We start from the raw sequence: 25791 nt of genomic DNA on the forward strand, positions 1-25791 counted from the left end.
CGTCCGAGGCGGTCCGGGGGAACAACTGAAGGGACACCGTGAGAGAGCTGCGCATCAGGGTGCTGGCGGGCGTGTTCGTCGTGGCCGGCGTCCTGTCCTGGGCGGGCGCCCGCCTCTGGAACTCGACCGGGACCCTGCCCAGCGTCCCCCTGGCCGCCCCCGTGGTCCTCGCGCTGATCGCGGTGGTGCTGCTCTCCACGGCGCTCTCGCTGCGCGCCCGGCTGAAGGCCCAGCGCGAGCGCCGGCCCGGCGCCAAGGGTGTCGATCCGCTGATGGCCGCCCGGGCGGTGGTCTTCGGCCAGGCCAGCGCCCTGGTCGCGGCCCTCGTCGCCGGCATGTACGGCGGCACGGGCGTCTTCCTGCTGGAGCTGCTGGACTTCCCGGCCCGCCGCGACCAGGCGATCTACGCCGGATTCTCGGCCCTGGCCGGCTTCGGCGTGATAGCGGCCGCCCTGTTCCTGGAGCGGGTGTGCCGACTCCCCGAGGACGACGACCAGAACCCTCCGGGGGCGCAGCCGGCGGCCTGACCGCCCGCCGCGCCCGGCGGCCGGGTCAGCGCGCCATGATCAGGCTCATGGCCTCGTTGCGCGTGGCCACATCGCGCAGCTGACCGCGCACGGCGGACGTTATGGTCTTCGCGCCCGGCTTGCGGATGCCACGCATCGACATGCACATGTGCTCGCACTCGACGACGACGATGACGCCCCGCGGCTCCAGGATCTCCATCAGGGAGTCCGCGATCTGCGTGGTCAGACGCTCCTGCACCTGCGGCCGGCGGGCGTAGACGTCGACGAGGCGGGCCAGCTTGGACAGCCCGGTGATCTTGCCGCTCTCGGACGGGATGTAGCCGACGTGCGCGACGCCCCGGAACGGCACCAGGTGGTGCTCGCAGGTCGAGTACACCTCGATGTCCTTCACGAGCACCATCTCGTCGTGCCCGAGGTCGAACGTCGTGGTCAGGACCTCCTCCGGCCGCTGCCACAGACCGGCGAAGATCTCCCGGTAGGCGCGCGCGACCCGGGCCGGCGTCTCCCTGAGCCCCTCGCGGTCCGGGTCCTCCCCGACCGCGAGCAGCAGCTCCCGCACGGCGTTCTCGGCGCGCTTCTCGTCGAATTCTCCGATGCGGCCCTCGCCGTCCAGCGTCACCGGGTCGGTCATCTGGTTCCTCGTTCCCGCGCCATGACGCGCGTCTGTCTCGCGTTCCGAAACTGCGGACATGCGAAATGCCGCGCCCCCCAGGCTAGAACCTGGGGGGCGCGGCATTCATTCCGGGCCATATGTCCGCGGGGCGGTCAGCTCTCGGAGCGGTCCTCCGGGGACTGGTCCGTCACCGGGGCGGACTCCGCCGCCGTCGACTTCGCGGTGCTGATCGACGCCGTCGCGCCGTTCGCGCCGTTGGTCAGTGCGAGCTCCTTCGGGGAGAGCACCGGCGGGCGGGTGGACGGGGTGCGGCGGGAGGAACCGGTCCAGGCCGGCCGCGGCGGGCGCTTGACGATCGGGGCGAAGATCTCGGCGATCTCCTCCTTGCCCAGGGTCTCCTTCTCCAGCAGCTGGAGAACGAGGTTGTCGAGGACGTCGCGGTTCTCGACCAGGATTTCCCAGGCCTCGTTGTGCGCGGTCTCGATGAGCTTCTTGACCTCTTCGTCGACCAGCGCGGCGACCTCTTCCGAGTAGTCCCGCTGGTGGGCCATCTCACGGCCGAGGAAGGGCTCGCTGTTGTCGCCGCCGAACTTGATGGCGCCGAGACGCTCGGTCATGCCGTACTGGGTGACCATCGCGCGGGCCAGGTTGGTGGCCTTCTCGATGTCGTTCGCGGCACCGGTGGTCGGGTCGTGGAAGACCAGTTCCTCGGCCGCCCGGCCGCCCAGCATGTAGGCGAGCTGGTCGAGCATCTCGTTGCGGGTGGTCGAGTACTTGTCCTCGTCGGGCAGGACCATCGTGTAACCGAGGGCACGGCCGCGGGACAGGATCGTGATCTTGTGGACCGGGTCGGAGTTCGGCGAGGCCGCCGCGACCAGGGCGTGACCGCCCTCGTGGTACGCGGTGATCTTCTTCTCCTTGTCCGACATGATCCGGGTCCGCTTCTGCGGGCCCGCGACCACGCGGTCGATCGCCTCGTCCAGCGCCTTGTTGTCGATCAGCTTCTGGTCGCCGCGGGCGGTGAGCAGCGCTGCCTCGTTCAGCACGTTGGCGAGGTCGGCACCGGTCATGCCCGGGGTGCGGCGGGCCACGGCGGACAGGTCGACGTCGGGCGCGACCGGCTTGCCCTTCTGGTGAACCTTGAGGATCTCCAGACGGCCCTGGAGGTCCGGCGGGTCGACCGCGATCTGCCGGTCGAAGCGGCCCGGGCGCAGCAGCGCCGGGTCGAGGATGTCCGGCCGGTTGGTGGCGGCGATCAGGATGACGCCGCCCTTGACGTCGAAGCCGTCCATCTCGACCAGCAGCTGGTTCAGGGTCTGCTCGCGCTCGTCATGACCGCCGCCGAGGCCGGCGCCGCGGTGACGGCCGACCGCGTCGATCTCGTCCACGAAGACGATCGCCGGGGCGTTCGCCTTGGCCTGCTCGAACAGGTCACGCACCCGGGAGGCACCGACACCGACGAACATCTCGACGAAGTCGGAACCGGAGATCGAGTAGAACGGGACGCCCGCCTCGCCCGCGACGGCACGCGCGAGCAGGGTCTTGCCGGTACCCGGGCGGCCGTAGAGCAGCACACCCTTGGGGATCTTGGCGCCGACGGCCTGGAACTTGGCCGGCTCCTGGAGGAATTCCTTGATCTCCTGGAGCTCCTCGACGGCCTCTTCACAGCCGGCGACGTCGGAGAAGGTCGTCTTCGGGGTGTCCTTGGTGATGAGCTTGGCCTTGGACTTGCCGAAGTTCATGACCCGGGAGCCGCCGCCCTGCATCTGATTCATCAGGAACAGGAACACGACGACGATCAGGACGAAGGGGAGCAGGGAGAGCAGGACGCCGACGAACGGGTTCTGCTTGGACGGCGAGACCGTGTAGCCGTCCGTGATCTGCTTTTCCTGGTACTTGGTCTGCAGCGTGCCGGCGAGCTGCACACCCTGGTCGCCGATGTAGCTCGCCTGGATCTTCGAGCTGCCCTCGACCTTGTAGCCGTCCTTCAGCGTGACCTTGATGCTCTGCTCGTCACCGGTGGTGAGCTTGGCCGACTCGACCTTGTTCGCGTTGATCGCCGCCACGACCTGGCCGGTGTCCACCGTCTTGTAGCCGCCGGACGAGCCGACGACCTGCATCAACACGACCACGGCAAGGACGGCCAGCACGATCCACATGACCGGCCCACGGAAGTATCGCTTCACGTCCATCCATACGGAGCGGTGCCGCCCCGTCCCTCCTGCCATAGTGAGTTTGATAAGACAGTTCTTCTGACGGTACCCCAGCATTGTTGCCCGAAGCCGCACGGAGCCGATTCGACGGCTGGGAAAACCCGTCTCCGCTTGCTTCAACGGCGCGGAACCCGCTGGGGTTCCCGATCGTCCTACAGGGCTTGGGCCGAGTGGCTCAGCCGCCGTAGACGTGAGGCGCGAGCGTACCCACGAACGGCAGGTTGCGGTACTTCTCGGCGTAGTCGAGGCCGTAGCCGACGACGAACTCGTTCGGGATGTCGAAGCCGACCCACTCGACGTCGATGGCGACCTTGGCGGCGTCCGGCTTGCGCAGCAGCGTGCACACCTTCAGGGAGGCGGGCTCGCGGGAGCCGAGGTTGTTGATCAGCCAGGACAGGGTCAGGCCGGAGTCGATGATGTCCTCGACGATCAGGACGTGCCGCCCCTTGATGTCGGTGTCGAGGTCCTTGAGGATGCGGACCACACCGGAGGACTGGGTGCCCGCGCCGTAGGAGGACACGGCCATCCAGTCCATGGTGACGGGGGTGGACAGCGCCCGGGCGAGGTCCGCCATGACCATCACCGCGCCCTTGAGGACGCCGACGATGAGCAGGTCCTTGCCCGCGTACTCCGCGTCGATCTTCGCGGCCAGCTCGGCCAGCTTCGCGTCGATCTCTTCCTTGGTGATGAGCACCCGCTGGAGGTCGGCACCCATGTCTTTCGCGTCCACCCGCATCACTTTCGGTCGTCCCGCACTTACGGCCGCGTGTGCGGCCACCGGCTGCGGCCGCGTGTGCGGCCACCGGGGGCCGCCCGGCCCGCCGGAGGGCACCGGATGTGGGCACTCCGCGGGGGCCGGTCGTCAGCCTTGCCGAATCACCAGTCTGCCACCCTGCCGCTGGGCGACGACCCGGCCCGGGAGGTTGATGGCTCCCTGGCCGCGCCAGCCGGTGATCAGGCGGTCGACTTCCTCGATGTGGCGGGCGAACAGCGCGCCGGCCGGGGCTCCCGCCTCGATGGCCGCGCGGCGCAGGATCCGGCGGCGTACGGCGGGCGGCAGGGCGTACAGCTTGGCGCACTCCAGCAGGCCGGCCGCGTCCCGTACGGACGCCTCGGCCTGCCGGGCCCAGGTGTCCAGGGCGTCGGCGTCGTCGCGGGAGAGCTGGGCGGTGCGGGCCAGCGCCTCCACCACGCCCTTGCCGAGGGCCTTCTCCAGGGCGGGCAGCCCCTCGTGCCGGAGCCGGGAGCGGGTGTAGGCCGGGTCGGCGTTGTGCGGGTCGTCCCAGACCGGCAGGGACTGGACCATGCAGGCCTTGCGGGCGGTCTGCCGGTCCAGGTGCAGGAAGGGCCGCCGGTAACGGCCGCCGGCCCCCGAGACCGCGGCCATGCCGGACAGGGAGCGGATGCCGGAGCCGCGGGCGAGCCCCAGCAGGACGGTCTCGGCCTGGTCGTCGCGGGTGTGGCCGAGCAGGATCGCGGTGGCGCCGTGGCGTTCGGCGACGGCGTCCAGGGCGGCGTAGCGGGCGTCCCGGGCGGCGGCCTCGGGGCCTCCCTCGCGGCCGACGGTCACCGCGACGGACTCGACCGGGTCGAGGCGCAGCTCGCGCAGTCGCACGACGACCTCCTCGGCGCGGAGGTCGGAGCCGGGCTGGAGGCCGTGGTCGACGGTGACCCCGCCGGCCCGGACGCCGAGCTTGGGGGCCTCGAAGGCGAGGGCGGAGGCGAGGGCCATGGAGTCGGCGCCGCCGGAGCACGCGACGAGGACGAGCGGGGAGGGGAGCCGCTCGGCCGTCCGGCCCGCGGGGGCGCGGGAAGTCTGGTCGTTCAGGATGTCGTGGAGGACGCGGCGGACCGCCAGGCGTATCGCCGCGACCGCAGGATGGGGACCCATGTCCGGTTCCCTTCATGAAGTTTTCCGGGGGGTGAGCCCGGGTCGGTCACTCAGAGTGTGTAGATGGTGACAGAACCGGGGTGTTCCCCGAGCATCGCACGCCTACGCATGGCATACGGTCCCTCGGACGGGTGATTGGAGGGGCGTTCGCCTGCCGTCGGCCGGACTCCCTTCACGACTCCGCCCTGCCGTTCACCCCTCGGCCCTGCCGTGCACCCGCGCGACCCAGTCCGCCGGTTTGGCGATCTCCGCCTTGGTGGGCAGGGTGTTGGGCGAGGTCCACACGCGGTTGAAGCCGTCGGTGCCCACCTCTTCCACCACGGCTCGCACGAACCGCTCGCCGTCGCGGTACTGCCTCAGTTTGGCATCCAGGCCCAGCAGCTTGCGCAGGGCGGCGTCCAGGCGGGAGGCGCCCTTGGCGCGGCGCTGCTGGAACTTCTCGCGGATCTCGGCGACGCTCGGCACGACGCTGGGGCCGACGCCGTCCATCACGTAGTCGGCGTGGCCCTCCAGCAGCGACATCACGGCGGTGAGCCGCCCGAGGATCTCCCGCTGGGCCGGGGTCTGCACCAGTTCCACGAAGGAGCGCCCGCCGTCCTCCTCCTCGCCCTCGGGACGGCCGCCGGCCAGGGACTGGGCGGCGTCCCGGATGCGCTCCAGGAAGGTCATCGGGTCGACGTCGGTCTCCGCGAGGAACGACTGGATCTCGCCCTCCAGGTGGTCGCGCAGCCAGGGCACGGCGGTGAACTGGGTGCGGTGGGTCTCCTCGTGCAGGCACACCCACAGGCGGAAGTCGTGCGGCTCGACGTCGAGTTCGCGCTCCACGTGGACGATGTTGGGCGCCACCAGCAGCAGCCGGCCGCCGCCGTTCGAGCCGGCCGGCAGGTCGCGGCCGGCGGGGGCGAAGGTCTCGTACTGGCCGAGGACCCGGGAGGACAGGAACGACAGGAGCATGCCCAGCTCCACGCCGGTGACCTTGCCGCCGACGGCGCCCAGGACGGCGCCGCCCGGACCGCCGCCGCGCCGTTCCTGCATCTTCTCCAGCAGCGGTTTGAGGATCTCCCGGAAGCCCGCGACGTTGGCGCGGACCCAGCCGGGGCGGTCGACCACGAGGACGGGGGTGTCGTGGGTGTCCTCCGTGCCCATGCGCGTGAAGCCCCGGACGTGTTCCTCCGAGGCCTTCGCGTGCCGGCGCAGCTCCGCGACGACGGCCCGGGCCTCGTCGCGGCTGACGTCGGGGCCGGGCCGTACGAGCCGTGTCGCGGTCGCCACCGCGAGGTTCCAGTCGACCATCCCGGGAGATGCGGTGCCACCGAAGCCAGTCATGTTGTCAACCGTACGTGCTCGCCGCCGCTTGGGGCAGGCCGTGGCGGCCCGGCGGGGGGCCGAGGGAGTTGCCGTGGCACCCGGTGGCGGTGCTCACCTCGCCAGTGCCGTCGCCGCCTCGTCCAGGGTCGACTGGGCCTGCGCGGGGTCGGTGGTGCCGGAGGCCAGGAAGGCGAAGGCGAGGAGGTGGCCGGTGTCGTCCACGACCGTGCCGGCGAGGGCGTTCACGCCGGTCAGGGTGCCGGTCTTGGCCCGTACGACACCGGACGCGCCGTCGGTGAAACGATTGCTCAGGGTGCCGGTGAAGCCGGCCACCGGCAGGCCGGTGAGGACCGGGCGCAGGCCGGGGCGGTCCGGGTCGGCCGCCCGGACCAGGAGGCCGGTCAGGAGGTCGGCGGTGAGCCGGTCGGCGCGGTCCAGGCCGCTGCCGTCGCGGAAGACGGCGCCCGCCATCGGCAGGCCCAGCCCCCGCAGCTGCGTGGCGATGGCCTCGGCGCCGCCGGCGAAGCTCGCCGGACGCCCGCCGGCCAGCGCGGTGTGCCGGGCCAGGGCCTCCGCGATGTCGTTGTCGCTGTTGGTCAGCATCCGCTCGACCAGGGCGGACAGCGGGGGCGAGGAGACCCGGGCGAGGGTCTGCGCGCGCGTGCCGGCCTTGGACGGGCCGGGCGGCGTGGTCGTGATGCCGGCCTCCTTCAGGAAGCCCGCGAACCGGGCCGCCGCGTCCGCCGCCGGGTCGCCCACGCGGATCGCCGGGCCGCTGGTGGAGTCGTCGGTGCGGCCCTCGTCGGCGGTCAGGGCGCCGACCGGGGCGAGGTTGTCGTTGACGCCGATGGGGTGCAGGGCGGGGCCGGTGAACAGGGTGGTGTCGTAGGACAGGGTGATCTCGCGGATGCCGCGCTCGCGCAGGGCCTTCGCGGTGTCCGCGGCCAGCGTCCGCAGGCTCGCCCAGCCGCCGCTCCGGGCGCGCGCGGTGAGGGTGGGGTCGCCGCCGCCGACCAGGACGAGTTCCCGGGTGTCGGGTTCCATGGCGGTGCGGGTGGTGAGGCGGTGGTCCGGGCCGAGGGCGGACAGGGCGGCGACGGCGGTGGCGAGCTTGGTGGTGGAGGCGGGGACGAGGGCCTTGCCGGCGTCGGTGTCGTACAGGCGTTCGCCGGTCGTGGCGTCCACGACGGCCGCCGTGTGGCTGTCGCCGAGCGCGGGGGCGTCCAGGAAGGGCTTCAGGGCGTCGGAGACGGCCTGCGCGTCCGGTGCGGTCCGCTTGGTGCCCACGGGGCCCGTGACGTCGCCGAGGCCCGTCAGGACGGGTCCGGCGCTCGGTGCCGGGCGGGGCGCCGCACCGGGGCGGCCGTGATCTGCGCCACCCGCACGCTCCGGAGCGGCGGCGCGGTCCCGCTCGGCCGTACGCTGACCCGAGGCGTCCCAGGGTCCGGCCGCGGTCACCGCTCCGGCGGCCAGCGCCAGGCCGGCGGTGGCGGCGCCCGCGGTGTACTGCCAGGTCCGGACGGTGCGCGGACGGGGGAGACGGGGGAGGTGCACAGGGCCGGTCCGCACGGCCCGCGACAGCCGCGCGAGCCGCGGCCGCACGGCCGTCACGGCGCGCGTGAGACTCGGTCGGACGGCGTTCGCGAGCCGCGCCACCCGCGGTCCCGCGGCTCGCCAAGGCCCCAGCTCTGGCACGACCACCAGCCCCTTTCGCGATCACACACCTGCGTGAGGGACACTTAACCACCAGAACTATGTGCTGATCATGGAGGAGCCACCGGTGGAGTTCGACGTCACGATCGAGATCCCGAAGGGTTCGCGGAACAAGTACGAGGTGGACCACGAGACCGGCCGGATCCGCCTGGACCGTCGCCTCTTCACCTCGACCGCCTACCCGACCGACTACGGCTTCGTCGAGAACACCCTCGGCGAGGACGGCGACCCGCTGGACGCGCTGGTCATCCTGGACGAGCCGACCTTCCCGGGCTGCCTGATCCGCTGCCGTGCGATCGGCATGTTCCGGATGACGGACGAGGCCGGCGGCGACGACAAGCTGCTGTGCGTCCCGGCCACCGACCCGCGTGTGGAGCACCTGCGTGACATCCACCACGTGTCGGAGTTCGACCGCCTGGAGATCCAGCACTTCTTCGAGGTCTACAAGGACCTGGAGCCCGGCAAGTCGGTCGAGGGCGCCAACTGGGTGGGCCGGACGGACGCCGAGGCGGAGATCGAGCGGTCGTACAAGCGCTTCAAGGAGCAGGGCGGTCACTGACCCCCGCTCCGTGGACGGGCCGCACGCGCAGGCGTGCGGCCCGTTCGCATGTGTGCACGCATGCGCCCCAGCGGGGTACGTGTGCGCATACTGAGGGCTACGCGAGGTGTGGTGCAGGGAGCGGTGCGAAGTGACGGAGGCGGAGGACCGCAAGCCCCGGTCGGACGAGGCTCGGTACGACCCGGAGATCACCTCCGAGTTCGCCATTCCCCAGGGTCTGGACGTCCCGAAGACCGGCGGTGAGAGCGAGACGACCTCCGAGTTCGCGGTGCCGGAGGGGCTGCAGACGCCGCAGCCGCCCGGTGCCGAGCCGGAGGGCTCGGCGTTCACGCCGCCGCGCACCTACAGCGCGAAGGAGGCGCCGGCCGCGTTCACGCCCGCGACCGGGGTACCGCTGGTCAGCCTGATCAAGGACGCGCCCTGGCAGGACCGGATGCGCACGATGCTGCGCATGCCGGTGACCGAGCGGCCGGCCCCGGAGTCGGTGCAGCGCGAGGAGGAGGGCGGCCCCGCCGTCCCGCGCGTGCTGGACCTGACCCTGCGCATCGGCGAGCTGCTGCTGGCCGGCGGTGAGGGCGCGGAGGACGTGGAGGCCGCGATGTTCGCGGTGTGCCGGTCCTACGGCCTGGACCGGTGCGAGCCGAACGTCACCTTCACGCTGCTGTCGATCTCGCACCAGCCGTCGCTGGTGGAGGACCCGGTGACGGCGTCCAGGACGGTACGGCGGCGGGGCACCGACTACACCCGGCTGGCGGCCGTCTTCCACCTGGTGGACGACCTCAGCGACCCGGAGACCGAGGTCTCCCTGGAGGAGGCATACCGGCGCCTGGCGGAGATCCGCCGCAACCGGCACCCCTACCCCGGCTGGGCGCTGACCCTGGCCGGCGGGCTGCTGGCCGGTGCGGCCTCCCTGCTGGTGGCGGGCAGGGGCGATCCGGTCGTGTTCCTCGCGGCGGCCGTCGGCGCCATGCTCGGCGACCGGCTGGCATGGCTGTGCGCGGGGCGCGGGCTGCCGGAGTTCTACCAGTTCACGGTGGCCGCGATGCCGCCCGCGGCGATCGGGGTCGCGCTGACCCTGGCCCATGTCGACGTGCAGGGCTCCGCGGTGATCACCGGTGGGCTGTTCGCGCTGCTGCCGGGGCGGGCGCTGGTCGCGGGGGTGCAGGACGGGCTGACCGGCTTCTACATCACCGCCTCCGCGCGGCTGCTGGAGGTCATGTACTTCTTCGTCGGCATCGTCGCCGGGGTGCTGACCGTCCTGTACTTCGGCGTGAAGATCGGCGGCAAGCTGGATCCGGAGGCCGCGCTGAGCGTGAGGGAGGAGCCGCTGCTCCAGATCGCGGCCTCGATGCTGCTGTCCCTGACCTTCGCCGTCCTGCTCCAGCAGGAACGTTCCACCGTGCTCTGGGTGACCCTGAACGGAGGCGTCGCCTGGTCGGTGTACGGCGCGATGCACTACGTCGGCGAGATCTCGCCGGTGGCCTCCACGGCGGTCGCGGCGGGCCTGGTGGGCCTGTTCGGACAGCTGCTGGCCCGGTACCGGTTCGCCTCCGCGCTGCCGTACACCACCGCCGCGATCGGGCCGCTGCTGCCCGGTTCCGCCACCTACTTCGGGCTGCTGTCCATAGCGCAGAACGACATCGACAAGGGGCTGGTGTCGCTGGCCAAGGCCGTGTCACTGGCCATGGCCATCGCCATCGGGGTCAACCTGGGGTCGGAGATCTCCCGGCTGTTCCTGCGCTTCGGCTCCGCCGGGAAGCGCCGGGCGGCGAAGCGGACCAGGGGGTTCTGAGCGCCGTACGGGCCGGGGCCCCGAGGGCTACTGGCGGCGCTGGTCGTACGGGTAGCCGTTCTCGTCGTACCGCTGCTGGTCGTAGCCCTGGTGCTGGTCGTAGCCCTGGTGCTGGTCGTAACCCTGGTGCTGGTCGTGGCCCTGCCGCTGGTCCCAGTTCTGCTGCTGCGGGTACTGCCGCTGGTCGTACGGCTGCTGGTACTGCTGCTGCCCGTCGTAGTACTGGTCGTAGCCCTGCTGCCGGTTCCAGTCCTGCTGCTGCGGCTGCTGGTACCCGGGCTGCTCGTACCGCTGCTCCTCGTACTGCGGCTGCTCCGGCTGGACGCGCCGCAGCTGGGTCGTGGCGTCGTCCATCACCGGGGGCTGCTGCCGGTACGACGGCTGGGGCTGCTGGTAGGCGGGCTGCTGGGCCGGCACCGGCTGGGGCCGCGGCCGGGCCTGGGCGGCCTTCTTCTCCTTGCCGCGGGCGCGCAGGAACTCGATCGCGATCGGGATCACCGAGACGAGGACGATCAGGATGAGGATCGCCTCGATGTTCGTCTTGACGAACGCGATGTTGCCGAGCCAGGAGCCGAGCAGGGTGACGCCGGCCCCCCACAGGACGCCACCGATGATGTTGAAGAGCAGGAACGAGCGGTACCGCATGCCGCTCACGCCCGCGATGATCGGCGTGAACGTGCGCACGATCGGCACGAAACGGGCCAGGACCAGGGACTTCGGGCCGTACTTCTCGAAGAACTCGTGCGCCTTGGTGACGTTCTCCTGCTTGAACAGGCGGGAGTCCGGCCGGTTGAAAAGGGACGGGCCGACCTTCTTGCCGAACATGTAGCCCGCCTGGTCGCCCAGGATCGCGGCGAGGCAGATCAGGACGATCGCCCCCCACAGCGGGAAGTCCAGGTCCCCGGAGGTGATCAGCAGGCCGCAGGTGAACAGCAGCGAGTCACCCGGCAGGAAGAAGCCGATGAGCAGGCCGGACTCGGCGAAGACGATGAGCAGCAGGCCCCAGATGCTGTAGGTGTCCAGCAGATAGTTGGGATCGAGCCAGCTCGGGCCTAGGGCGAGTGTCATCACGGGTCCGGGCTCCTGAGGGGGTGAGGGCGGCTACGGCGTCCAAGTGCGGCCGCACAAAGCTATCAACGCGATGTGACCGCCCCAGGTTCCACCGGTGGCTCCAGGATGCCCTGTGCGATGCCCCTGAGAAAGCTGTGACTCAGGGGACTTCCGGGGTCGGCCCGGGAGCTCGTCTCCGTACGCTCCCGGGCCGGCGATTCTCAGGACGCGGTGTGCCGCGCCGTGTTCGCCACGATCGCGTCCCGCAGATAACGGGCCAGACCGGGACGGATGGCCTCGTACGTGGCGGTGAACCGCTCGTCGGTGACGTACATCTCGCCGAGGCACGCGTGCAGCTCGTGCCCGCAGTCGTAGTACGCGCCCGTGATGAACCGGCGGTGCTCCTCGGCGGCCGCCATGGCCGCCTCCGAGTCCGCGGGCACGCCCTCGGCGAGCAGACCGGCCATCCGGCCGTGGATCGCGTCCAGCTCGGTGGTGAGCCGCTTCCAGTCCTCCTTGGTGTAGGCGGCGGTCCGGTGCCGCGACTGCCGGTATGCCTCGGTGTGCCCCCAGCGCCGCTCCACCTCGTCCGCGTGCTCGTCCGGGTCGAAGTCGCCGAAGACCTCGAACTTCTCCTCCGGGGTCAGGTTGACGCCCATCCTGCGTGCCTCCATGGCGTGCTCCACGGCCGCGGCCATCTGCTGGAGCTTCTCGATCCGGGCGGTCAGCAGGTCGTGCTGGCGGCGCAGGTGCGCGCGCGGGTCCGCGTCCGGGTCGTCGAGCAGGGCCGCGACCTCGTCGAGCGGGAAGCCGAGCTCCCGGTAGAACAGGATCTGCTGGAGCCGGTCGAGATCGGCGTCGGTGTAGCGCCGGTGCCCGGCGTGGGTGCGCGCGCCGGGCACGAGCAGTCCGATCCCGTCGTAGTGGTGCAGGGTGCGCACCGTGATCCCGGCGAACCCGGCGACCTGCCCCACGGAGTAGTCCCGGCCCGGTGACCGGTCCTGCCCCAGGAGGTGGTCCTGTCCCACGGGGTGGCTCACTTCTTTCCGCTCCTTCGGTCGGTACGGCGTCCACCCTGCGTCCTCACGTCGCGTGAGGTGCAAGCCCGTCGCGGCGGCCCCGGGACCAAAGCCGCTCAGCGGTCGTCCTCCGGGTGCCGCTCCCCCGTCGCGTACGGGTTCTCCTGCCCCTCGGCGAGGACGCCGACGAACGGCTCGCCCTCCCCCGCGAAGGTGTACGCGCCCGCCTCCAGGCGGTCGATCAGGCCCTGGGTCCAGGCCGCGTCGGAGTCGGCCGTGTGGATCCACATGCGCATGATCTCGCCGATGTGACCGAGCTGCTGCGGGCCGCCCTCGGGGAGGTACTCCCCGGTGACGGAGTCCCGCCACCGCCCGATCCGGCGGATCCGCTCCCGCAGCAGCTCCAGGGCCTCGGCGCGGGGCAGCTCGACCAGGAAGCCGATGGCCGCCGACCGGACGTCGGGCTTCTGGTCGTAGGAGACCAGGGACTCGCGCAGCAGCCGGAAGAACTCCTCCTCGCCGCGGCCGGTGATCTCGTACTCGGTGCGCGGCGGCCCGCCGGCCGTGGACGGCGCGGTCTCATGCGCGCGCAGCAGTCCCTGCCGGGCCATCTGCTTCAGGGCGTGGTAGACCGAGCCGGGCTTGGCGTTGGACCACTCGTGCGCGCCCCAGTACTCCAGGTCGTTGCGCACCTGGTAGCCGTGGGCCCGGCCGTGCTGGCGGACCGCGCCCAGCACGAGGAGACGGATCGCTGACATGGGGTCCAGGTTAGGACCCGCGATCAGGCCGGGAGGCCGCCCTGCGCCCGGGCCACCAGCTCGAACGCGGTCCTGCCGTCCAGCGACTCGCGGATGATGTCGGCGTGACCGGCGTGCCGGGCCGTCTCGCGGATCAGGTGCAGGCACAGCCAGCGCAGCGAGACGCGGCCCTCGGGCGGGAACCACGGGTCGGGCGGCAGCGGGAAGGTGTCGTCCAGGCTGGGCGCGGAGCGGATCAGCTCCTCCGTCCCGGCGGCCACCCGCTCCCAGTACGCGAGCTGCCCGGCCACCGTCTCGTCGTCGGTCAGCCGGAACGTCTCGTGCCAGTCGGAGGGGTCGCGCGGTACGGCGGGCGGCTCCTGCCTCGCCCGGGCCACCCAGCCCTGCTCCACCTCGACAACGTGCTTGAGCAGGCCGCCCAGGGACAGCTCGCTCGTGCTCGGGCGGCTGCGGGCCTGCTCCTCGGTCAGTCCGAGCAGCGCCCTGCGGATCCCGCCGCGCTGTTCCTCGATGAACGCGAGCAGCGCTCCCCGCTCGTCGCCCTTGTCCTCCGCCGGCACGTGCGTGACCATGGCCCGCCGCCTCTCGTCTGGCCGTCCGCCGGGGCGGGTGCCCCGACGGGAGAGACGCTAGGGGCCATTGCGGTCAGATCCTGACCGCAATGGCCCCGGGCGGGACAGGTGACGCGGCTAGAACGGGAATCCGCTGCGGCCGTGCTGGATCGAGATCCACTTGACGGTGGTGAACGCCTCCATCGTGGTCTCTCCGTTGAGGCGGCCGACGCCGGAGTGCTTCTCCCCGCCGAAGGGCACGATCGGCTCGTCGTGGACGGTGCCGTCGTTCACGTGGAACATGCCGGTGTCGATCCGCTTGGCGAAGGCCACGCCGCGTTCGATGTCCCCGGTGTGGACGGCGCCGCTCAGGCCGTACGGGGTGCCATTGACGATCCGCACCGCGTCCTCCTCGCCATCGAACGGGATGAGGAAGACGACCGGGCCGAAGACCTCCTGCTGGAGCAGCGGGGAATCGGCCGGGACGCCGGTCAGCACGCTCGGCTCGACCAGGTTGTCGGTCGTGCCGCCGTGCACCAGGGCGGTGGCGCCCTCGGCGAGGGCCTGGTCGACGGTGCCGGAGATCGCGGCGGCCTGCGCGGAGTTGATCACCGGGCCGATCACGGTCTGCGGGTCGCTCGGGTCGCCGACCTTCAGGCCCCTGACCTTGGCGACGAACTTCTCGGTGAACTCCTCCTGGACGGAGCGGTCCACCAGCACCCGGTTGGCGGCCATGCAGACCTGGCCCTGGTGCACGAACCGGCTGAAGACCGCCGCGTCCACCGCGTAGTCGATGTCGGCGTCGTCCAGCACCACCAGGGCGCTGTTGCCGCCGAGTTCGAGGACCGAGCGCTTGAAGTGCTTGGCACAGACGGTGGCGACGTGCCGGCCGACCTTGTCGGAGCCGGTGAAGGAGATCACCTTCGGGACGGGATGCTCCAGGAACGCGTCACCGATCTCGGCGATGTCGGTCACCAGGACGTTCAGCAGGCCGCCGGGCAGCCCGGCATCCTCGAAGATCTTCGCGAGCAGCGTGCCGCCGGCGATCGGGGTGTTCTGGTGCGGCTTGAGCACCACGGCGTTGCCGAGCGCGAGGGCCGGGGCCACCGACTTCAGCGACAGCAGGAAGGGGAAGTTGAACGGGCTGATCACACCGACGACGCCGACCGGCACCCGGTAGACGCGGTTCTCCTTGCCGTCGACCGGGGAGGGCAGGATCCTGCCCTCGGGGCGCAGCGCGAGGTGGATCGACTCGCGCAGGAACTCCTTGGCGAGGTGGAGTTCGAAGGCGGCCTTCACGCGCGTGCCGCCCAGTTCCGCGACGATCAGGTCGGCTATCTCCTGCTCACGGTCCTCCACCAGCCGCAGCGCGCGCTCGAACACGGCCCGGCGGGTGTAGGGGTTGGACTCCGCCCACTCCTTCTGGGCGCGGGCGGCGGCCCGGTAGGCCAGGTCCACCTCCTCGACGGTGGCCACGGTGATCGAGGCCAGCTTCTCGTCGTTGTAGGGGTTGAAGTCGATGACGTCCCAGGAGCCCGTGCCCGGGCGCCACTCGCCGTCGATGTACTGCTGGGCCAGGTCACTGAAGTAGGACGCCATGTGATCCCTCAATCGCTAGCGGACACCAGATCTACGCCTCGTCTGACAGGACGTCATCGTAGTGGCGGGCGCTGTGAGTTGAGAGCTGTCGTCGGTCAGGAGAGTCAGGAGAGTTGCAGGAGGCCGCGGAGCAGGTCCCGGCTCTCGTCCGGGCCGGGGCTGTCCTGCTGGAGCTCCTTCAGGGCCTGCTCGTACTGGGCGACGTCCTCGCGCTTGTCCAGGTACAGGGCGCTGGTCAGCTGCTCCAGGTAGACCACGTCGGACAGGTCGGACTCGGGGAAGCTGAGGATGGTGAAGGCGCCGCTCTCGCCGGAGTGCCCGCCGAAGCTGAACGGCATGACCTGGAGCCGCACGTTGGGCCGCTCGGAGATGTCGATCAGGTGCTGGAGCTGGCCGCGCATCACGTCCCGGTCGCCGTAGGGGCGGCGCAGGGCGGCCTCGTCCAGGACGATGTGCAGTTCCGGGGCGCCGTCGGAGAGCAGGTGCCGCTGCCGCTCCAGGCGCAGGGCGACCCGGCGCTCGATGTCGGCGACGCTCGCGCCCTTCATGCCGCGCCGGACCACCTCGCGGGCGTAACTCTCGGTCTGGAGCAGGCCGTGCACGAACTGCACCTCGTAGACCCGGATCAGCGAGGCGGCGCCCTCCAGGCCCACATAGGTGGGGAACCAGCTGGGCAGGACGTCGGTGTAACTGTGCCACCAGCCCGCCACGTTGGCCTCCCGGGCGAGGGACAGCAGCGACTCGCGCTCCGCTTCGTCGGTGATGCCGTAGAGCGTCAGCAGGTCCTCGACGTCTCTGGTCTTGAAGCTCACCCGGCCCAGCTCCATCCGGCTGATCTTCGACTCCGAGGCGCGGATCGAGTATCCCGCCGCCTCGCGCGTGATCCCCCGCGCTTCCCGCAGTCGCCTGAGTTGCGAGCCGAGCAGCATCCGCCGCACCACCGATCCGGGCTCTCCCGCGCTCACTTTCGCCAGCCTCCCCAACCGTCTCTCAGGGGCCGAAGTCTGCCACTAAAACACTCCGAGCAGTACTCGCACGGTTACGGAAACGGAAAGGGCTCGGCCGTTTCCACCCTGCCCCGACCGGGCAAGAGGTCCGGACCTCTGGCGGCTTCCCGCGCGAAGTCGGCGGAAAAAATGGCCAAGAAGCGGTACGGGATGTGCCATTTCGGCCGCGTGCACGTGCATCTGCCCTTGCATCTGCTCTACGCATCCGAAACCATGGGTGCCGCACCACCGCTGCATCGCAACGACCGCGAATTTCGGGAGTGCCTCGCATGGGGACGAATGGATCGACCATGCTCAAGCCGTTACGGCAGGGCCTTCCGCCGCTGGATCCCGCGGCCGTGTCCGATGCCGCCTCCTGCGCCCTCCCCGCCCGTTACGAGGCGGTGCGCGAGGCCCGGCGCTTCACCCGCGACACCCTGGGCCGGTGGGACGTCGGCGACCGCTTCGACGACGTGTGCCTCGTCGTCTCCGAGCTCGTCACCAACGCCCTGCGCCACGCGGTGCCGGCGGACCCCTGTCCCACCGACGGCCTCCCGTCCGTGCGGCTGCACCTGATGCGCTGGCGCGAGCGGCTGGTGTGCGCGGTGCGCGACCCGAGCCACGAGACGCCGGTGCCCAGGGACTCGGACGACTTCGCGGCCGAGTCGGGCCGCGGTCTCTTCCTCGTCGACTCCTTCGCCGACAGCTGGGGCTGGCACCCGCTCGCGGGCACCCTCGAGGGCAAGGTGGTCTGGGCGCTGTTCCGGATGCAGCCGGCGGGCTGATCCGGTACGGCGCGGGCTCCCGCCCGGTTTCTACGCGCGTACACCCGTGGCTCGCGGAGGTGTGCGCGCGCTGTCGTGAACGTGGCCGCACGAGTCGGCCGTGGCGCGGGCGCGCCTGCCGGTCGTCGCGTGGACGCGCGCGCCGGTCGTCTCGCAGGGACATGCCACTGGCATATGCACGTGCACGCGGGACGAAGGCGGCCGTCAGCTCGCCACGACGAAGGCGGTCGTCAGCCGGCGACCAGGTGGTCGAACTCGCCGTCCTTGACCCCGAGGAGCATGGCCTCGATCTCCGCGCGCGTGTAGACGAGCGCCGGCCCGTCCGGGAAGCGCGAGTTGCGCACGGCGACATCGCCGCCCGGCAGCCGCGCGAACTCCACGCAGGAACCCTGCGAGTTGCTGTGCCTGCTCTTCTGCCAGGCCACTCCGTCCAGCTGCGTGGCAGCCATGCCGTTGTACACGTCGTACCCCCCGTACACGCTGTCAACGTCGCGGTCCACAGGTCGCTCCCCGGTGGTGCACTGGCTGGTGTGGCCATAGGTGCTGTGGTCAACTGACCCGGATCATAACTCTGTTCACGTGCAGATGCATGAGCAGATGCACGTGCACGAGCGGTGTTCCCGTGATTACACCTTTGACGTGTGCTTTACCAGAGCCGCTCCGGCATCTGCCCCGGAGCAGGCAGGACATGTCTCACCCCGCACCGGAAGAGACGCGTACCGCACCGCTCATGTTCCCCTGTCCGGCGACCGATTCGGCCCGGCGCACTGGCCGGAACGGCGTCCGTCCACCGGAGGGACGGCCTCCGCCCGGTGGCGTAGCAGCGCCGCCGCGCCGCTACGACAGCGGGGCGCGGGCGCCGGGACACGTGACGGAGATCATTCGGTACCGGTCGGCGTAACGCTCCGGTACGGGCCGCCGTCGGCACCGGCGGGTACGGCAACGGGCAGGCGCCGTCCTACGGGGGAGCGTAGGACGGCGCCTGCCCGTGGGGGGGGGCTCAGCGGCCGGCGTACGGCAGCAGTGCCATCTCGCGGGCGTTCTTGACGGCCCGCGCGAGCAGCCGCTGCTGGCGGACGGTGACCCGGGTGACGCGGCGGCTGCGGATCTTGCCGCGGTCGGAGACGAACTTCCGCAGCAGGTCGGTGTCCTTGTAGTCGATGTAGGTGATCCCGGCCTCGTCCAGGGGGTTGGGGCGATGGCGGACGGAGGAGCGGTCGCTCGTGCGGGGCATCAGACCTCCAGCAGGGTGTCGAAGGCGGGCGGGAGCCGGCGCCAGGAGTCCCGGCCGGCGGCGTACTCGGCGTCGGTGAGCAGGCAGGACTCCAGCAGCCTGGTCAGTCCCTCGCGGTCGAGGCCGGGCGAGGTGAACACCAGGTGGTTGCAGCGGTCGCCGTGCTCGGGGTGCCAGTCCAGCGCGGCGGCGGCGCGGCGCACCGGCGGCACCAGTTCCCAGGCCGCGTCCGGCAGCGCGGCGAGCCAGGGCCCCGCGCTCTCCACGCACAGCGCCCCGCCCGCCGCGTCCCAGTGCAGCAGCGAGTCCGGTTTGTCGGCGAGCCAGAACCGGCCCCGGCTGCGGGCGGCGGCGCAGGTCAGGTCCTCCAGCGCCGCGTACAGCCGCTCCGGGTGGAAGGGCCGGCGGCGGTGCCAGACCAGGGTGGACACGCCGTGGTCGTCGGCCTCCTGGGGCAGCAGCGCGCAGGCCGGGTGCTGGGCAGCGGCGGCGGCCTCCACGTCGAAGCCGGCGAGGGCGGCCCGGGCGAGCGGCCCCGGGGTCCCGGCGTCGGCGCCGTCCGGCCGGGCCGCCGAACGCGGTCGCGCCCGCGGCTCGCCGTCCCCGGCGGGCGCGCCGATCGGCACCCGGTGGGCCGTCGGGTGCAGCTGCGCCAGCAGCTCCAGGTCCTCGTCGTCGGCTTCCGGGGAGTCGGCCAGGGCGAGCACGGGCGCGTACTCCAGCTGGCGGGCGAAGGTGTCGGCGACCGTGCGCCGGTCGGTGGCCGCCGCGGCGAGCCCGGCCTCGGCGAGGTCGTCGCCGTTGCCCAGGTACGGCAGCACCAGCGCCGGGTCCACGGCCGTGATCACGGACGTGACGGTCAGCCCGCCGGAGGCGATCACCTCGGCCATCGCCTTGGGCTCTACGGAGTCCCACAGCTCGACGATCGCCAGCCGGGTGGTCGCCGCGTCGGCCAGCCGCCGCAGTTCGGGCACCAGGTCCTCGCGCAGGGCGCAGCAGGCGCAGTCGTTGACCAGGGGCGTCTCGCCGCGCGACACGATGCCGTCGCGGTCCCGGACGGTCCGCGCGACCCGGCCGGCGGGGGCCGTGGAGAGGTCGTGGTGCAGGGCGACGCTCCCGGGCACGTCGGCGAGCAGCCGGTCGACGGCCGCCGTGCGGGCCGCGGCGTGCAGCCCGCCGACGACGGCCACCGCCAGGCTCACGCCCCGCCCCGCTTCCCGAACCGGCGCTCGAAGCGCTCGACGCGTCCGGCGGTGTCCAGCACGCGCGCGGTACCGGTGTAGAAGGGGTGGCTGACGTTCGAGATCTCGACGTCCACGACCGGGTAGGTGTTGCCGTCCTCCCACTCCACCGTCTTGTCGCTCGTCATGGTCGACCGGGTGAGGAAAGCTTGGCCGGCGGCGCGGTCGCGGAAGACGACCGGCCCGTAGGCGGGGTGGATTCCCTTTCGCATGGCGGTGGTTCAGCGCTCCTCTCGGAAGTCGACGTGCCGGCCGGCGACGGGGTCGTACTTGCGCAGCGTCAGACGGTCCGGGTCGTTGCGGCGGTTCTTGCGGGTCACGTAGGTGTAGCCGGTCCCGGCGGTGGACCGGAGCTTGATGACCGGGCGCAGCTCGTTGCGTGGCATGCTGCTACCTTACTGAAAATGAATTCCATTTGCTGACTCGATACGAGGAGAGCTACGTCACCATGTCCGCGCACTGCATGCTCACCGGGGCCCGGCCGGGCTTCGGCAACCGCGTCTCCCACTCCCACCGGCGCACCTCCCGCCGCTTCGACCCCAACATCCAGACCAAGCGCTACTGGCTGCCCGGCGAGGGCCGGTACGTCCGGCTGCGACTGAGCGCGAAGGGGATCAAGACGGTGGACGCGATCGGTGTGGAGGCGGCCGTCGCCCGCATCCGCGCCCGGGGGGTGCGGGTCTGATGGCGAAGAAGAGCAAGATCGCGAAGAACGAGCGGCGCGAGGAGATCGTCGCCCGGTACGCCGAGCGCCGCGCCGAGCTGAAGGAGGTCATCCGCCGGCCGTCCACGCCCGAGGCCGAACGGCTCGCCGCCCAGCGGGAGCTGCGCGCCCAGCCGAGGGACGCCAGTGCGACGCGCGTCCGCAACCGCGACCGGATCGACGGCCGCCCACGCGGCCACCTGCGCGCCTTCGGGCTGTCCCGCGTGAACCTGCGGTCACTGGCCCACCAGGGCTTCCTGCCGGGGGTTCGCAAGTCGTCGTGGTGAGCGGCGGGTGAGGGGGCGGGGCGCGGTCCGTCCTGGCGACCGGGCCGGGGCGCGGGCCGTCCGGGAGGGCGGCGCGCGGTCCCCTGAAGGGGGCCGGGGCGTGCGGGCTTCGAAGGCCCGAGTTCCGGGGCCCGGGCGTGCGGGCTTCCAGGGCCCGAGTTCCGGGGCCCGGGCGTGCGGGCTTCCAGGGCCCTGGTTCCGGGGCCCGGTCTCCGAGTTCGGAGTTCCTGTTTCCGAGCGCCGGGTTCGGAGTTCCTGTTTCCGAGCGCTGGATTCGGAGTTCTTGTTTCCGAGCGCCGGGTCGCAGGGTCCGTCTTCCGGAGGGGCGGGCGTACGGGGCTCGGTGGCAGGCGCCATGATGCAAGGGCACCGTCACCACCAGGACAGGGACCCGCCCATGCGCGCCATTCCGCTCACCGTCACCGCTCTCGCCGCCGCCCTGCTGCTGACCGCCTGCGACGACAGTGGCGGAAAGAACGGGAGCAACGCCGACTCGGCCTGCGAGATCGGCGGGGTCTCCGTGCAGATCGGCTCGGCGAGCGTGGCTCCGGCCGCGGGGGACACCGGCGAGATCCCGGTCAGCCTGACCAACCAGAGCGCGCCCTGCACCCTGGACCACTTCCCGGGCGTCGTGCTGAGCGGTGGCGGCAGCGACGCCACCGTGCCCACGCTCAAGGGCGCGAAGGCCCAGAAGCTGAAGCTGGCCAAGGGCGACTCCGCGTCCTTCTCCCTCACTTACGTACGCGGCAAGGACGGAGCCAAGAACTCCCTCGCGGCGAAGACCGTGAAGATCACCCTGCCCGGTACGGACACCGCCCGCAGCTTCCCGTGGAAGTACGGCCCGGTCGCCGGGAAGGCCGACGGGAGCGGGCCGGACGCCTCGGTGAGCGCCTTCCAGCAGGTCGGCGACTGAGGCGCGGGGCCGGTGAGGCGCGCTCCGGCGGGCAGGTCCTGACCTGGGGCCCGCCGCGGCTCACTCCAGTCGCGGACGGGCCCTGACCTGGGCCTGGTCCGCCGCGCGGGCGCCCTCGGTCCAGCCGGCCGCGTCGCTGACGCCCCGGAGCCGGGTCGTCGTGGTCTGCGGGAACATGGTTTCCAGCCGGCCGGTGACGGCTATCGCGCGCGTGGCCAGCACCGGCAGCAGGTCCTGGGTCACCTGGGTCTCGGCGGCGGCCGCGAGCCGGTCGCCCACGCGGTGCGCGTAGGCCGCGAGGAACGACTGCCGGAAGGTCTTGGTCCGCTTGCGCCCGCCGGCCCGCTGGGCCGCCTCCGCCCTGGTCATGGCGTGCGTGGCCTGCACCAGCAGCGAGGTGTAGAGCAGCTCGACGGCCTCCAGGTCCGCCTCGAAGCCGACGACCGTGGAGAAGCCGAGCGGTTCGTTCCACACCGCGCGGCAGTGGTTGGCCGTGGCCACCGCGTCCAGCAGGACCGCCTTGGCCTGTTCGTACGGCGGCTCGACCCCGATCCGGCAGGCGCCGGGCGCGTCCGGCGCGGGCGCCTCGGCGGCGAGCAGCGCCTCGTCGACGCTGTGCCGGGCCATCAGCTCCTGCGCCTTGGCGCTGAGCGCCTCCGCCTCCTCCGGATAGCCGGTGGCCTCGGCCTTGGCGAGCAGCGCGCGGATGCGGCTGAGCATGCGGGAGGCGGCCGGGCCGGGGGCGCGCCGGGGCTCGTCGTCCAACGGCTCCAGGGCGGGCAGGCGCAGCAGCAGGCGGTACAGCTCCAGGACGGCGGTGGCGTGCGAGAAGCGGTCCGTGGCGCGGTCGGGTCCGCTGGGCAGCGTGGCCATTTGGTCGGCCCAGCGGCGCCCGCGCGGACGGTCCCGCCCGGCCTGCGCCCGGATCAGCTCTGCGGCCAGGTGGACGTGCGGGTCGTCCAGCTCGCGCCGCACCAGTCGTACGACGTCGGCGGGCTGCCAGCCGCGTCTCCAGGCGCCCGCCACGAACTCCTCACCGCGCCGCCCGAGTTCGGCGTCGGCCCCCGGATCGGCGGCGAGCAGGGAGGCGCCCGTGTCGAGCCCGGTGTCGGTGTCGTCGTAGAGAGCGGCCCGGAAGGCCCGTTCGACGGTGCTGGCAGTACTGGTCACAGACCCGATCGTGCCACGCGCCACCGACAGGGGGAGGCGACCGTCCACAGCCTGTGGACAACTGTGGCGGAGACGGATCCCGGACCGGCCCGGGGTGGACCCGGCAGCCCTGCGGGGATCCCGTCACCGTACGGCCCCCGTGCGCACGACGCTGCCGCCCGCAGCCGGACCGGGCGGAAACGGCCCCGCGCCACTGTCTCACCTTCAGGAATCCGTCCCTCGCGCGCGACGCGCTTCGCTGGGCCGGTGCGGCCTGGCCGGTGCTCCTCGCGGCGAAAGCGTTCCAGGGCGACGGCCGAGTAAGCCAACGGGACCAACTGACAACCCCTGGTTGACACCCCTAGGGTGGCAACCTACGGTTGACACTATGGCGACCAACCCGAACGTCACGGCTTCCGTACGCCTCGACGACCTCATCGAGGCCATCAAGAAGGTCCATCCCGAACCCCTCGACCAGCTCCAGGACGCGGTGATCGCCGCCGACCACCTCGGTGACGTGGCGGACCACCTGATCGGGCACTTCGTCGACCAGGCCCGCCGCTCCGGCGCGTCCTGGACCGAGATCGGCCGCAGCATGGGCGTGACCCGGCAGGCGGCACAGAAGCGTTTCGTGCCCAAGGAGTCCACCGACCTCGACCCCAGCCAGGCCTTCAGCCGCTACACCCCGCGGGCGCGGAATGTGGTCATGGCCGCGCACAACGAGGCGCTGGCCGCGCGGAACACCGAGAGCCGCCCCGAGCACCTGGTCCTCGGTCTGCTGTCCGAGCCCGGGGCCCTGGCCGCGAAGGCGATCACCGTGCAGGGCGTGACCCTGGACGCCGTACGCCAGGCCGCGACCGCCGCACTGCCGCCGGCCGCGGACGACGCCCCCGACCTCGTCCCCTACGCCCCCGACGCCAAGAAGGTCCTGGAACTCACCTTCCGCGAGGCCCTCCGGCTCGGCCACAACTACATCGGCACCGAGCACATCCTGCTGGCCCTGCTGGAGCACGAGAACGGCCAGGGCGTCCTCAGCGGCCTCGGCATCACGAAGCCGGCCACCGAGGAAGAGCTGACCAAGATGCTGGCACTGCTGCTGGAGAACACCCCCGGACCGGGCGGCTCACAGCAGTAGGTCCGCAGGTCGAAGCCCAGGTCACGGCCGATTGTCAGACCCGCCTGCCACACTCGCGGACATGACGGACCGGTGGGCGCTCGCACCGGCCGAGGACGGAGGCGTGGACGTCGCCCCCCTCGGCCCGGACGGGCTGCCCGCCGGACCGGTGCGGCGGGAGAGCGATCTCGCCGGGGCGGTGCGGAGCCGCCCGGAGGTGACGCGCTGGGTGTGGCGGTCGACCCCCGAGGTCTACCCGCGTCTGCTCGCCACGGGGGTGCGAGTGGAGCGGTGCTACGACATCGAGGACGCCGAGACACTCCTGCTGGGCCACGAGGGCCGGTACGGCGAGCCACGCTCGGCCGCCGCCGCCCTGGCCCGCCTCCGCGGCGGCCCCGTCCCGCCCGACCCGCCGCAGCGCGCGGCCGAACCGGGCGCCCAGTCCCCGCTGTTCGAACCCGCCGGCGCCCCTCTGCCCCTGCCGGACCTGCTCGCGGTCTACGCCGAGCAGCAGCGCCGCCACCGGCAGGCCGCCCACCCCGACCGGATGCGCCTGCTGACCGCCGCCGAGTCGGCCGGGATGCTGGTGGCCGCCGAGATGAACCGCTCCGGCCTGCCGTGGAGCGCCGAGGTGCACCGCGCCCTGCTGCACGAACTGCTCGGCGAGCGGTACGCGGGCGGCGGCGAGCCCCGCCGCCTCGCCGAACTGGCCGACGAGGTGTCCGCGGCCTTCGGCCGCCGGGTGCGGCCGGACCTGCCCGCCGACGTGATCAAAGCCTTCGCCCAGGCCGGGATCAAGGTGCGGTCCACCCGCCGCTGGGAGATCCGGTCCGTCGACCACCCGGCCGTCGCGCCCCTGCTGGAGTACAAGAAGCTGTACCGCATCTGGGTGGCGCACGGCTGGTCCTGGCTCCAGGACTGGGTGCGCGACGGCCGCTTCCGCCCCGAGTTCCTCGCCGGCGGTACGGTCACCGGCCGCTGGGTGACGAACGGCGGGGGTGGACTGCAGATCCCCAAGGTGATCCGGCGCGCCGTGGTCGCCGACCCCGGCTGGCGGCTGGTGGTGGCCGACGCCGACCAGATGGAGCCGCGCGTCCTTGCCGCGATCTCCCGCGACCCCGGTCTGATGGAGGTGGCCGGCCGCGACAACGACCTCTACCAGTCCGTCTCCGACCGCGCCTTCTCCGGCGACCGCGAGCAGGCCAAACTCGCCGTGCTCGGCGCGGTCTACGGCCAGACCTCCGGCGACGGCCTGAAGAACCTCGCTGCGCTCCGCCGCCGCTTCCCGAAGGCCGTCGCCTACGTCGACGAGGCCGCCCGCGCGGGCGAGGAGGGCCGGCTGGTGCGCACCTGGCTGGGCCGGACCTGTCCGCCCGCCGCCGGTGCGGGCGAGGACACGGCGGAGGAGGCGGGCATCCCGGGCGGCGAGGAGGAGAGCGAGGGCCAGTCCGGCTGGGTGCCCGGATACGCCTCGGCCGACTCCCGCGCGCGGGGCCGCTTCGCGCGCAACTTCGTCGTCCAGGGCAGCGCCGCCGACTGGGCCCTGCTGCTGCTCGCCGCGCTGCGCCGGGCGCTGTGGGACATGGCGGCCGAGCTGGTCTTCTTCCAGCACGACGAGGTGATCGTGCACTGCCCCGCGGAGGAGGCGGAGGCGGTCGTCCGGTCCATCCGCGACGCCGCCGCCCTGGCCGGCCGGCTGACCTTCGGCGACACCCCCGTGCGGTTCCCGTTCACGACGGCGGTGGTGGAGCGCTATGCCGACGCCAAGTGAAAGGGTGCGGCGGGC

The 25791-nt window shown here is 72.1% G+C and carries 27 protein-coding genes; 9 read left to right on the forward strand and 18 right to left on the reverse strand.

All coding sequences use genetic code 11. The features are described 5' to 3' along the window. Window positions 1–38: 38 nt before the first annotated feature. Window positions 39–527: a DUF3180 domain-containing protein gene (locus ACSURM_RS16550; RefSeq protein WP_189755623.1), complete on the forward strand. Its 489-nt coding sequence runs from the start codon at window positions 39–41 to the stop codon at window positions 525–527. 25 nt (window positions 528–552) lie between these two features. Here the strand turns inward: ACSURM_RS16550 and folE are convergent, their stop codons facing one another. From folE to dacB, 6 genes are all read right to left on the reverse strand, one after another. Then, window positions 553–1158: a GTP cyclohydrolase I FolE gene (gene folE, locus ACSURM_RS16555; RefSeq protein WP_436955886.1), complete on the reverse strand. Its 606-nt coding sequence runs from the start codon at window positions 1156–1158 to the stop codon at window positions 553–555. A gap of 134 nt (window positions 1159–1292) precedes the next feature. Further along, the gene (gene ftsH / locus ACSURM_RS16560) at window positions 1293–3332 is read right to left on the reverse strand and encodes an ATP-dependent zinc metalloprotease FtsH (RefSeq protein WP_436955888.1); all 2040 of its coding nucleotides are present in this window, start codon (window positions 3330–3332) and stop codon (window positions 1293–1295) included. Between the two features lie 196 nt (window positions 3333–3528). After that, complete coding sequence (gene hpt, locus ACSURM_RS16565; protein WP_030606186.1) at window positions 3529–4089, reverse strand: hypoxanthine phosphoribosyltransferase; 561 nt, start codon at window positions 4087–4089, stop codon at window positions 3529–3531. A gap of 126 nt (window positions 4090–4215) precedes the next feature. After that, a complete protein-coding gene (gene tilS, locus ACSURM_RS16570) occupies window positions 4216–5244 on the reverse strand; it encodes a tRNA lysidine(34) synthetase TilS (protein WP_359047386.1) in 1029 nt (342 codons plus the stop codon). Between the two features lie 192 nt (window positions 5245–5436). Further along, window positions 5437–6570: a zinc-dependent metalloprotease gene (locus ACSURM_RS16575; protein WP_436955890.1), complete on the reverse strand. Its 1134-nt coding sequence runs from the start codon at window positions 6568–6570 to the stop codon at window positions 5437–5439. 93 nt (window positions 6571–6663) lie between these two features. Beyond that, window positions 6664–8208 (reverse strand): D-alanyl-D-alanine carboxypeptidase/D-alanyl-D-alanine endopeptidase, encoded by a 1545-nt coding sequence (gene dacB, locus ACSURM_RS16580; RefSeq protein WP_436955891.1) that lies wholly within the window; start codon window positions 8206–8208, stop codon window positions 6664–6666. 124 nt (window positions 8209–8332) lie between these two features. Here dacB and ACSURM_RS16585 point away from each other — a divergent pair, with 124 nt between their 5' ends. Continuing rightward, entirely contained in the window at window positions 8333–8824 is a 492-nt protein-coding gene (locus ACSURM_RS16585; RefSeq protein ID WP_029381130.1) for an inorganic diphosphatase, read from the forward strand. 130 nt (window positions 8825–8954) lie between these two features. After that, window positions 8955–10616, forward strand: a complete 1662-nt coding sequence (locus ACSURM_RS16590; RefSeq protein WP_436955893.1) for a threonine/serine ThrE exporter family protein — start codon at window positions 8955–8957, stop codon at window positions 10614–10616. A 27-nt stretch (window positions 10617–10643) separates the two neighbouring features. On the opposite strand, the gene ACSURM_RS16595 is transcribed toward ACSURM_RS16590, so the two are convergent. The 6 genes from ACSURM_RS16595 to ACSURM_RS16620 form a co-directional block, all read right to left on the reverse strand. After that, complete coding sequence (locus ACSURM_RS16595) at window positions 10644–11687, reverse strand: DedA family protein (RefSeq protein ID WP_436955895.1); 1044 nt, start codon at window positions 11685–11687, stop codon at window positions 10644–10646. A 200-nt stretch (window positions 11688–11887) separates the two neighbouring features. Then, on the reverse strand, window positions 11888–12706 hold the full coding sequence (locus ACSURM_RS16600; protein ID WP_436955897.1) for a MerR family transcriptional regulator: 819 nt from the start codon (window positions 12704–12706) through the stop codon (window positions 11888–11890). A 95-nt stretch (window positions 12707–12801) separates the two neighbouring features. After that, window positions 12802–13443: a PadR family transcriptional regulator gene (locus ACSURM_RS16605; protein ID WP_436955899.1), complete on the reverse strand. Its 642-nt coding sequence runs from the start codon at window positions 13441–13443 to the stop codon at window positions 12802–12804. Window positions 13444–13466: 23 nt separating this feature from the next. Beyond that, window positions 13467–14015 (reverse strand): DinB family protein, encoded by a 549-nt coding sequence (locus ACSURM_RS16610; protein ID WP_436955901.1) that lies wholly within the window; start codon window positions 14013–14015, stop codon window positions 13467–13469. A gap of 117 nt (window positions 14016–14132) precedes the next feature. After that, a complete protein-coding gene (locus tag ACSURM_RS16615) occupies window positions 14133–15593 on the reverse strand; it encodes an aldehyde dehydrogenase family protein (RefSeq protein WP_436955902.1) in 1461 nt (486 codons plus the stop codon). A 104-nt stretch (window positions 15594–15697) separates the two neighbouring features. Next, entirely contained in the window at window positions 15698–16522 is an 825-nt protein-coding gene (locus ACSURM_RS16620; RefSeq protein ID WP_436961115.1) for a helix-turn-helix domain-containing protein, read from the reverse strand. 368 nt (window positions 16523–16890) lie between these two features. Between ACSURM_RS16620 and ACSURM_RS16625 the strand changes: the two genes are divergently transcribed. After that, window positions 16891–17364 (forward strand): ATP-binding protein, encoded by a 474-nt coding sequence (locus ACSURM_RS16625; protein ID WP_436955904.1) that lies wholly within the window; start codon window positions 16891–16893, stop codon window positions 17362–17364. Between the two features lie 230 nt (window positions 17365–17594). Here ACSURM_RS16625 and ACSURM_RS16630 read toward each other — a convergent pair whose 3' ends face one another. From ACSURM_RS16630 to rpmG, 5 genes are all read right to left on the reverse strand, one after another. Next, on the reverse strand, window positions 17595–17864 hold the full coding sequence (locus tag ACSURM_RS16630; RefSeq protein WP_436955906.1) for a DUF397 domain-containing protein: 270 nt from the start codon (window positions 17862–17864) through the stop codon (window positions 17595–17597). 500 nt (window positions 17865–18364) lie between these two features. Continuing rightward, window positions 18365–18598, reverse strand: coding sequence for a 30S ribosomal protein S18 (gene rpsR / locus ACSURM_RS16635; protein ID WP_436955907.1), 234 nt, complete (start codon window positions 18596–18598; stop codon window positions 18365–18367). Continuing rightward, the gene (locus tag ACSURM_RS16640; RefSeq protein WP_436955909.1) at window positions 18598–19800 is read right to left on the reverse strand and encodes a CobW family GTP-binding protein; all 1203 of its coding nucleotides are present in this window, start codon (window positions 19798–19800) and stop codon (window positions 18598–18600) included. The genes rpsR and ACSURM_RS16640 overlap by 1 nt, the downstream gene beginning before the upstream one ends. Continuing rightward, window positions 19797–20051, reverse strand: a complete 255-nt coding sequence (locus tag ACSURM_RS16645; RefSeq protein WP_436955911.1) for a type B 50S ribosomal protein L31 — start codon at window positions 20049–20051, stop codon at window positions 19797–19799. The genes ACSURM_RS16640 and ACSURM_RS16645 overlap by 4 nt, the downstream gene beginning before the upstream one ends. A gap of 9 nt (window positions 20052–20060) precedes the next feature. Next, the gene (rpmG, locus tag ACSURM_RS16650) at window positions 20061–20225 is read right to left on the reverse strand and encodes a 50S ribosomal protein L33 (RefSeq protein ID WP_030606219.1); all 165 of its coding nucleotides are present in this window, start codon (window positions 20223–20225) and stop codon (window positions 20061–20063) included. Window positions 20226–20287: 62 nt separating this feature from the next. Between rpmG and rpmB the strand changes: the two genes are divergently transcribed. The 3 genes from rpmB to ACSURM_RS16665 all read left to right on the forward strand — a co-directional run bounded on the left by rpmB (window position 20288) and on the right by ACSURM_RS16665 (window position 21742). Then, window positions 20288–20524 carry a 50S ribosomal protein L28 gene (gene rpmB, locus ACSURM_RS16655; RefSeq protein ID WP_436961116.1) on the forward strand — a complete coding sequence of 79 codons (237 nt, stop codon included), beginning with the start codon at window positions 20288–20290 and terminating at the stop codon, window positions 20522–20524. Further along, entirely contained in the window at window positions 20524–20829 is a 306-nt protein-coding gene (gene rpsN, locus ACSURM_RS16660; protein ID WP_436955913.1) for a 30S ribosomal protein S14, read from the forward strand. Before rpmB ends, rpsN begins: the two co-directional genes overlap by 1 nt. 397 nt (window positions 20830–21226) lie before the next feature. After that, the gene (locus ACSURM_RS16665; protein WP_436955915.1) at window positions 21227–21742 is read left to right on the forward strand and encodes a DUF4232 domain-containing protein; all 516 of its coding nucleotides are present in this window, start codon (window positions 21227–21229) and stop codon (window positions 21740–21742) included. Window positions 21743–21802: 60 nt separating this feature from the next. On the opposite strand, the gene ACSURM_RS16670 is transcribed toward ACSURM_RS16665, so the two are convergent. Then, window positions 21803–22912, reverse strand: a complete 1110-nt coding sequence (locus ACSURM_RS16670; protein WP_436955917.1) for a DUF2786 domain-containing protein — start codon at window positions 22910–22912, stop codon at window positions 21803–21805. A gap of 367 nt (window positions 22913–23279) precedes the next feature. Between ACSURM_RS16670 and ACSURM_RS16675 the strand changes: the two genes are divergently transcribed. Continuing rightward, window positions 23280–24026, forward strand: coding sequence for a Clp protease N-terminal domain-containing protein (locus ACSURM_RS16675; RefSeq protein ID WP_436955919.1), 747 nt, complete (start codon window positions 23280–23282; stop codon window positions 24024–24026). 61 nt (window positions 24027–24087) lie between these two features. Further along, window positions 24088–25776, forward strand: coding sequence for a bifunctional 3'-5' exonuclease/DNA polymerase (locus ACSURM_RS16680; protein WP_436955920.1), 1689 nt, complete (start codon window positions 24088–24090; stop codon window positions 25774–25776). Window positions 25777–25791 lie beyond the last annotated feature (15 nt).

The sequence above is a fragment of the Streptomyces sp. SudanB182_2057 genome, assembly GCF_964272715.1.
Classification (GTDB): domain Bacteria; phylum Actinomycetota; class Actinomycetes; order Streptomycetales; family Streptomycetaceae; genus Streptomyces; species Streptomyces rubradiris.